At 49.4% G+C, this 3,203-nt stretch carries 2 protein-coding genes and 1 pseudogene; all 3 read right to left on the reverse strand.

Annotated elements, in window-relative coordinates; translation table 11 throughout:
* A pseudogene (locus JIF53_RS19495) lies at positions 1-537 on the reverse strand (hypothetical protein); the annotation flags it as partial.
* Between the two features lie 582 nt (positions 538-1,119).
* A complete protein-coding gene (locus tag JIF53_RS14120; protein ID WP_199453008.1) occupies positions 1,120-2,118 on the reverse strand; it encodes a hypothetical protein in 999 nt (332 codons plus the stop codon).
* A 230-nt stretch (positions 2,119-2,348) separates the two neighbouring features.
* Entirely contained in the window at positions 2,349-2,942 is a 594-nt protein-coding gene (locus JIF53_RS14125; protein WP_199453010.1) for a hypothetical protein, read from the reverse strand.
* Positions 2,943-3,203: the final 261 nt, after the last annotated feature.

Raw genomic sequence — 3,203 nt, forward strand, 5'->3', positions numbered from 1 at the left:
CATCAGGTCTGGCCTGCGTGTGGTATCGATGATGGAGACATCGGTAAACATGTCGTCCACTTTCTGCTTGAAGGTTTTGTCATCCATATCCCGCCAGTAACGCGACGGACGGCCCGCCGCCTGGTCGTGCTTTGCGGTGGTCGGGTCGAGGTGTCGATACTGCTCCAGCATGGGCAGTTCCGGCAGCGGCCTGGTAATGTCCATGTAGTTCTGGATGAAATCCCAGTAGGCGTAACACATGGTTGGACTGCCATGGGCGCCGAGAAGATCGCCAACGGTAACGTCCAGCTTGCTGTATCGGTGAGAGAGCACCAGATCAAACAAACTACCGAAACGGTCCACCCTCGCACAGCACCAGGCATCGAATTCGTAGAAGGGCTTTTCAACCACTACCGGAGGCTTTCTGGGGAGAAAAGGAAGCTTTTTCGGGTATTGCCAAACCTTGATCATGCCGGTGCGACGGTTGAATTCCCATTCAGGGCCTCGGCCATTCCGTAAAAGCCATTTCGGGAAGAGGCGTAACGCCAGTTTGGCCATCAAAATGAGAATCCAGCCGCCTCCAAGGAAAATCAAATAGGGCAGCGCTTGATCCAAAGAGTAATCTAACCAGTTCCTTTCACGTTCACCAAACAAGGTTATTAAGACCAACATAAAAAAAGCGAATGGAGAAACAATATAGGCCCATAACGCACCTGTAACACTAATTATACTCACTAATCGAGCCTGGAGAGCCAATGGTGCATGCCGGAAGCATTCATGATTACTCTCAACGTGAAGTCCGTACTTCTCTGCCAGATCCTCTTTTTTCTCCAGTCGCCGCAACTTCTTGGGCGGGTTTCTTGACATGAAGGTGGGTGGCATTACTTCTCGGGTATTACCCCACGGCAAACGTAAGCTGGCTGAGCGATCTAATCCGGTTCGGTTCAATTCCTGAGTTTGATTGCTTTGCTCGGGAATCGCGTCAGAGCAATAAGCATAGGAGCCGTAATAACTTGGCCAGGTGGAACCTGTGGATTTGAGTTTGCTACTCACACTGCATCCAGCTTCTAACTCCTACCTTCGGCAGGATTCCTAATCATGAAAGATAAATTTATAGTGACGTACCTTAGCTGCTGAAACCTACGCCAGCATAACACCTTCCGGATTATCCGGAGCTGGGCGCCCTCGACCCTTTATGTGAGCATCCAGAATACAGCTTTGGGTGAAGTTTGTTTCTTGCAGTTGGCGCGTATACCTTCCGTGCAGATTTTTTCGCCAAAATTCAGGTGTCATTTTACGCCATTTGAAGGGGTCTCGCTCAATACGGCAATCGTGAGCAGCGGTTATCGGATCCCTGTGACGAAAAGGCTCGAAGATGGGCAAGTCTGGCAGCGGCTTGGTAACATCCATAAACTGCTGAATCATATCCCAATAAGCATACACTTCCTTGGGATTCATGGCATCCGTCAAAAGACCCTCCATCCAAAGCTTATGATCGCTGTATCGGTGCTGTAGCAGCAGGTTGTAATAACGTCCACCCCGGCCCGAGGGGATATGCACCAGGTAAGCATCGAATTCGATGAAACGGGCCTCAAAGACAGATCGCCGATTTTTGATGCGAACCAAGCCTTCCCGACGATACAGGCCGGTAGGATTAGCGCGTTGACGCTTTTGGGTCAGGTAAGCGAGCAGAAGACGGCCATATTTACCACCGAAATACCCTACGCCTACAATTAGATAAAAATACTTTTGCGCGTTATAAAAAAAAATCAGTCCTTCAAGACTCGGACCTTCAGATATCCATATTAAAAGCAAAATCACAGTTATCCCGAGCTGAATAAAAAAAAACACAACGGAACACATATAAATAATGTAAAGGAGGCCCTGCAATCCGCTTAAAAATCCTTTACTAACACTAAAAACCTCTTCTCCCCACGGGAACCCATCCTCAGCATCCTTGTTTTGCTTGAATAAGGCTGCATACGCAAGCTGTGCCTCCATCGTATTGGGCACAATCTGCATCCGGGAATGTCCCCAACTAAGGCGTTCAAAGGCTTTATCCAATCCTCGGTGACCACCTCCCGGCAGATTTGGAATGGCATCTGACCGATAAGCGGCTGGCGCGTAGCATTCATTCAAAACTAAAGATCCTTAAACCGGTAAAGAGGTTTAACGGCATCACCTCCTGAGTCGTTCCGCAGGGCAGTCGAAAGCCAGCCGAGCGACCCATCGTCGAGTGATTCGAATCCTGTTGCTGAACGGGCCGGTCAGGAATCGACTGCGGACGATAGGCTGCAGGTCCAAAATATTGATCCGAATCGTTTGTTGAATACGCTCCGCAATTCACAATATCAAGCCTGCTTGTTTACCTAGGCTGAACACGTATCGATTGACGGATCTACCTGACCAATTGGTCCTGTCTGATCCGATGGCCACCGAACAAATTGCCCGCCCTCTTTCGCCACGCAAAGTTGCTCAAAAATCTCGTTGTAGTCGCCCTCGTAGTTGTAAAGGTTGGTGGCAACAATGCCACCATCCCTGCGCTGTTTCGATATGAATCTGCCAGGCTTCGGGAGACGGTAATTGTGTCCGTCCTTCAAATAGATAATCAGTAGCGCAGATCGGGCGCCCTGCGAACTGGAACGCTTTTCCAGTTTAAGTTGAGCAATATCCCGCCAGGCGATTTCCTTTAACGGGCAGTCATCGACTCGCAAGAATTGAGGAGTCACTTCAACCATGTGATTGATGTTTCCGAAATCCAGCCGCAGATACCCCCAAAAAACAAAACTCGTGAAGATAATAAAGATGATTGCCGGTACGACTGATGAGGTATCCAGGTAAAACCAGTAGGCGAGACCGCAGATCGTAGCGAACAGCAGTCCAGCCGTTTGGTACATTAATGCCCGGTCTTTCCGGTACACGTCATGTCTAACAACGGGAAGCTCGGTATACGTCGAATGCATGTTGGTCAATCCATTAACCAGGTACGTTTTGGACAGGTTCAATCAGCGCGCTGTATGTAGCACATATTATTCAAGTCATTCTGATACTGCCTGAATGAGTCCCTATTCTGTCAGGACGCGTAACTCAGCTTTTCCGCCATCAGGTCTGGCCTGCGTGTGGTATCGATGATGGAGACATCGGTAAACATGTCGTCCACTTTCTGCTTGAAGGTTTTGTCATCCATATCCCGCCAGTAACGCGACGGACGGCCCGCCGCCTGG

Origin of the sequence: Marinobacter sp. bablab_jr008 (assembly GCF_016464145.1) — a bacterium.
In the GTDB taxonomy this organism is placed as follows: Bacteria; Pseudomonadota; Gammaproteobacteria; order Pseudomonadales; family Oleiphilaceae; genus Marinobacter; species Marinobacter nauticus.

Coding starts and splice junctions, on each gene's coding strand:
- JIF53_RS14125 (WP_199453010.1), bottom strand. CDS start 2,942: ATGCATTCGACGTATACCGAGCTTCCCGTTGTTAGACATGACGTGTAC.